The following is a 4,711-nucleotide window of genomic DNA, read 5'->3' as shown; positions in this document are numbered from 1 at the left end:
TAGCTCCCACAGGGGATCGGCGGTGTATGCGCAATTCAGCCTTGCACCATCAGCATATCCTCAAAGAACCCACCGACCGACTCAGTGGGATGGCACAGCTGGATCTCCAATACCCAGGCCATTTCACTGGGCGAGATCTCCAGGTCAGCCAACTCTTTGCTCTCGAACAATGCATGGGGGAAATCTGCAAGGCGGTGCCCTGCCAGGTTGCGTGCCAATCTCCAGCCTTTGGACAGGGCGCTCTGCTCGGCAAAGTCGTAGAGTTCACGTCCGGTCAGGCCACGCAGCCACGCTTGGCGCGTTTCATCGAAGACTTCATGCAAGGCCGTTGTACAGGCCTGATGCAAAGGCCCATCGCCAAACACAAACGTATCGCCATAGTCCCCTTCGTAGCCATCCCACACCGGGCCAAGATCGACCACGGCAATATCATCAGCCCGCAGCCTGCGCTGACGATCTATGCCCTCGCGCGGTGGGCGAACGGTGTCAGCGCCAAAACGAATGTAGGTCGGATGCCAGGTGTGCGAAGCGCCCATGGCCTGCAGTTGCCTCGCCGCCATCTCAAGGGCCTCACCGGTAGTCATGCCAACTTTCAACTGGCTGGCAATCGCCGCCAGGGCACGTATGGATTTTTCCCGCGCTGCCAGCATGCCGTCCAGGGAATAGCGCGGGCCGACTTTCTCCCAGACCGGGTCGAACGACAGGGAAACCGTTTCCGCACTTGACCGACCACTGGCAACAAACGCCTCCGCGATAAACCGGTGGCTCGGCAACCCCGCTTCAAGGCAATGGGCCCGCACCTGGCCGAGCATTGCAGCGTTGCCGCACGCATAGACCTGGGCCTGTTCCCACTGATGCCCATGACTCATTGCAACCTCTTGCACTCTGCCCTCGGAGGACCGCACGGGATGCCAGCGAAAACGCGGATACTCAACCATCAAGTCGTCGAGGAAGGCGCTGTCATAAAAATCCGCCGATTGCGCGCCGCCCCAATACAACGTCAGTTCGACATCGCGCTTGAGCGCGGTCAGCAGGATAGGCTTGATGCCCGCATAACCAGTGCCCGTGGCAAATAACACCACGGGCGCCGTCTCATCATCCTGCCAGGTACAGGCACCAAACGGCCCTTCCACGTGCAGACGCTCACCAACGGCGAGGCCACCTAGGATACCCTCGGAAAAGTAACCGCCACTCACCCTGCGAATCTGGAAGACCAACCGCCCATCGTCCTCGTCGGGCAGGTTGGCAATCGAGAAGCAGCGCGTGTCACCGTCCGCCAGGTGGAACTTGAGGTATTGGCCAGCGCGCACCGCCACTGCGGTTTCGGGCATCAATACCAACTCGATCACATCGGGGCCGAGCGCACGCTTGCTGTGAACCTGCGCCGCCACTCCCAGCGCGGGCGTATCCAGCGACCAGCCGGGAATATGCAGGCGCATGTCGCCACAGGCGTGGCTCTGGCATAACAACATTTCATTGGCTGCCAAAGGATAAGAAGGTACCGGCGCACCCGGCGCCAGGCGCTTGGCCCGGTATTCACCTTCGGCCACCACCACCTTGCACGAACCGCAGGCACCACGCCGACAGGAGAACGGCACGGCCAGGCCACTGGCGAGCATGGCGTCGAGCAACAGTTCGTCGCCCGCCTCAAAGGTTTTCCCCGAGGGCGACAGTTCGATGACATGACGTGTATTCATAACAACCTCGGGATAAGTGAGGCCTGATTGTTGCGCTAGACTAGGCCCATTAAAACCTCCAGATTTGGATACTTCAGATGGTCCAGATGCGCAAATGGCGCCCCTTGCTGCGGCTTGAAGAAGGCACCCACCAAGCGTCCTACCGCAAGATTGCCGAAGGCTTGGTCAGTGCCATCCTCGACGGCCGCCTGCCACCTGGGACATTGCTGCCAGGCACGCGGGAAATGGCGCAGTTGCTCGACGTCAACCGCAAGACGGTGATCCTGGCCTACGAAGAAGCCATGACCAAGGGCTGGCTGGTCAGCGAGCCGCGCCGTGGCACCTTCGTCAATGCGCAGCTGACACCCAAACAACTGCCCAGCGTTACGCAACCGTCTTTCGCGCCGCCGTTGCTGGAGCAACCGCTGGTACCCTATTTCACCCATAACGCCCAAGTGGTCGCTCTACAGCATCGGCGCGATGCGCTGTTTTTCGACAACGGCACCAGCGACCACCGCCTGCTGCCCCAGGCCGTTTTGCACCGTTACTATCGCCACGCACTGCGCAACAGCTTCGCCTCCAATACCGTGCGCTACGGCAGCGAAGGCACCGGCTATCACCTGCGCTGCGCCTTGGCCGAGATGCTGCGCAACAACCGTGGGCTGACGGTCACTGCCGAAAATATCTGCCTGACCCAGGGCACCCAGATGTCCCTGTACCTGAGCGCCAGCCTGCTGCTCAAGCCCGGCGACGTGGTACTAGTGGAGCGCCTGAGCTACCCACCGGCATGGGAAATTTTCCGCAAGCTCGGCGCGCAGTTGGTCACGGTCGACATCGACGATGAAGGCTGCCGCACCGATCAGGTCGAGCGCTTATGCCGTGAGCACAATGTGCGCATGATCTACCTCACGCCCCATCACCAGTTCCCCACCACCGTGAGCCTGCATGCCGCACGCCGGCAGCACTTGCTGGCGCTGGCCGCGCAGCATGACTTCTGCATTATCGAAGAGGACTACGACCACGAATATCATTTCAGTGGTCGCCCTTACCTGCCGCTGGCCAGTGACCGTGCCCAACGCCATGTGATTTACATCGGCTCGTTGTCCAAAGTGCTAGGCTCGACGTTCCGCTGCAGCTATATCGTCGCGCCCACCTCAGTGGTTGAAGCCCTGCAGCGCAATGCCGCGCTGATGCTGGGCGATGCCGATGCGGTCGCTCAAGCTATGCTGGCAGACCTGATCAATGACGGGGAGTTGAAGAAGCATTTGCGCCGCGTGTCGAAAGAATATCGGGCGCGCCGATCCGTGCTGCGAAGCTGCCTGGACCAGGCGTTTGGCGCTCGCATACAGGTGCGCGAGCCCGAGGGGGGCTTGGCGTTTTGGGTACGTTTCGAGGAAGACATAGACGTCGATAAGTTGGCAAGCGCCGCATTGGACCACGGCGTCGTGGTGCGCAGCGGTCGTCAGTTTTCACCCAACGACCAGCCGGTAAACGCGCTGCGCCTGGGCTTTGCCTCCCTCGACCGGGACGAAATCCAGCAAGCCACGCAGCGCCTGGCCCAAGCGATGAACACCGGGGGCAGGCACTGAAAAACTTACCCAGCAGCCCCCAGGAAAGGCAGCGCCAGGTACAACTTGATCACCACGGCGTTAGCGATATCGATGAAGAACGCGCCCACCATCGGCACCACCAGAAACGCGATCTGCGAAGGCCCGAAGCGTTGCGTCACCGCCTGCATATTGGCAATCGCCGTGGGCGTTGCGCCAAGCCCGAAGCCGCAATGGCCCGCCGCCAGTACCGCCGCATCATAGTTGCGGCCCATCACCCGGAACGTCACGAAAATCGCGAACAGCGCCATCAGCAATGCCTGCGCGGCCAGCAGAATGACGATCGGCAAGGCCAGTGCCGCCAGGTCCCAGAGCTTGAGTGACATCAGCGCCATCGCCAGGAACAACGACAAACTGACATTGCCCAGCACCGAGACTTCGCGCTCGAACACCTGATGCCAGCCGAGCATCGACAGCCCATTGCGCAGTACCACACCCACGAACAGTACACACACGAACGTCGGCAATTCGAAAGCGGTGCCTTGGATGGCGGCATTCAGCAAGTTGCCGCCCTGTAGGCTGATCGCGACCAATGCCAGGGTCTCGACAAACGAAAACGCCGTGATCAGGCGCTCTTCATTCGGCTGTTCAAACCCCTTGGCCAGGCTCGATTGCGGTTGCCCAATACCTGGCACCTCGACCCGCTTGATCAGAAAACGCGCCACAGGCCCGCCGATCAGGCCTCCAAGCACCAGGCCAAAGGTCGCCGAGGCAATCGCCAATTCAGACGCCGAAGCCACGCCATACTGCTCACTGAACACCGCCCCCCAGGCCGCGCCGGTGCCATGCCCACCGGACAAGGTCACCGAACCCGCCAGCAAGCCCATCAATGGGTCAAGCCCGAGTGCCGACGCCAGCGCGATACCCATGGCGTTTTGCACCACCAGCAAGCCCGTTACCACCAGCAAAAACACCGCCAGGATACGCCCGCCTTTCTTCAGGCTGGCAAAATCGGCGTTCAAACCGATCGTGGCAAAGAACGCCAGCATCAACGGGGTTTGCAATGAAGGATCGAAGCGTACTTCGATATCGGCAAACCCGCGCAACGCCAAGAGCAGCATGGCGACCAACAGGCCACCGGCTACCGGTTCAGGAATATTGTAAGTACGCAAAAAGCCGATACGGGCCACAAGCCCGCGTCCCAGCAATAGCACCAGTGAAGCGGCAACGAGGGTTGAATAAAAATCGAGTTGAAGCATCCGGTCAGTTCTCTGAAGTGGGCAGGGAGAATGGGTGGCCAGAGTAGAGAACACAGGGCGAAAAGGCATCGACCCTACAAAAAATGCAGACTTTCCCTACAAGCCTCACAATAATAACCTACAACTGAGCTGCACCTCCCCGTAGGGATAAGTATCGATACAACTCTATAAGCCGAAGTACCCGACGGTAACCACGATGCGAAGCGAGCCGCTTGTGATCTTGATCTCA

At 60.3% G+C, this 4,711-nt stretch carries 3 protein-coding genes; 1 reads left to right on the top strand and 2 read right to left on the bottom strand.

Annotated elements, in window-relative coordinates:
* Positions 1 to 35: 35 nt before the first annotated feature.
* Positions 36 to 1,697, bottom strand: a complete 1,662-nt coding sequence (locus tag A7K61_RS30265) for a M24 family metallopeptidase (protein WP_069558996.1) — start codon at positions 1,695 to 1,697, stop codon at positions 36 to 38.
* 77 nt (positions 1,698 to 1,774) lie between these two features.
* Between A7K61_RS30265 and A7K61_RS30260 the strand changes: the two genes are divergently transcribed.
* Positions 1,775 to 3,265 carry a PLP-dependent aminotransferase family protein gene (locus A7K61_RS30260; protein ID WP_069558995.1) on the top strand — a complete coding sequence of 497 codons (1,491 nt, stop codon included), beginning with the start codon at positions 1,775 to 1,777 and terminating at the stop codon, positions 3,263 to 3,265.
* Between the two features lie 5 nt (positions 3,266 to 3,270).
* On the opposite strand, the gene gltS is transcribed toward A7K61_RS30260, so the two are convergent.
* Positions 3,271 to 4,482: a sodium/glutamate symporter gene (gene gltS / locus A7K61_RS30255; protein WP_069558994.1), complete on the bottom strand. Its 1,212-nt coding sequence runs from the start codon at positions 4,480 to 4,482 to the stop codon at positions 3,271 to 3,273.
* Between the last annotated feature and the right edge of the window lie 229 nt (positions 4,483 to 4,711).

Source organism: Pseudomonas sp. AP42 (assembly GCF_001728935.1).
Classification (GTDB): Bacteria; Pseudomonadota; Gammaproteobacteria; order Pseudomonadales; family Pseudomonadaceae; genus Aquipseudomonas; species Aquipseudomonas lactis.
This window is presented reverse-complemented; position numbering and strand designations above follow the sequence as displayed.

What these genes read in the sequence shown, in the direction of transcription:
- A7K61_RS30265 (WP_069558996.1), bottom strand. Translation starts at nt 1,697, where the DNA reads ATGAATACACGTCATGTCATCGAACTGTCGCCCTCGGGGAAAACCTTT.
- A7K61_RS30260 (WP_069558995.1), top strand. Translation starts at nt 1,775, where the DNA reads ATGGTCCAGATGCGCAAATGGCGCCCCTTGCTGCGGCTTGAAGAAGGC.
- gltS (WP_069558994.1), bottom strand. Translation starts at nt 4,482, where the DNA reads ATGCTTCAACTCGATTTTTATTCAACCCTCGTTGCCGCTTCACTGGTG.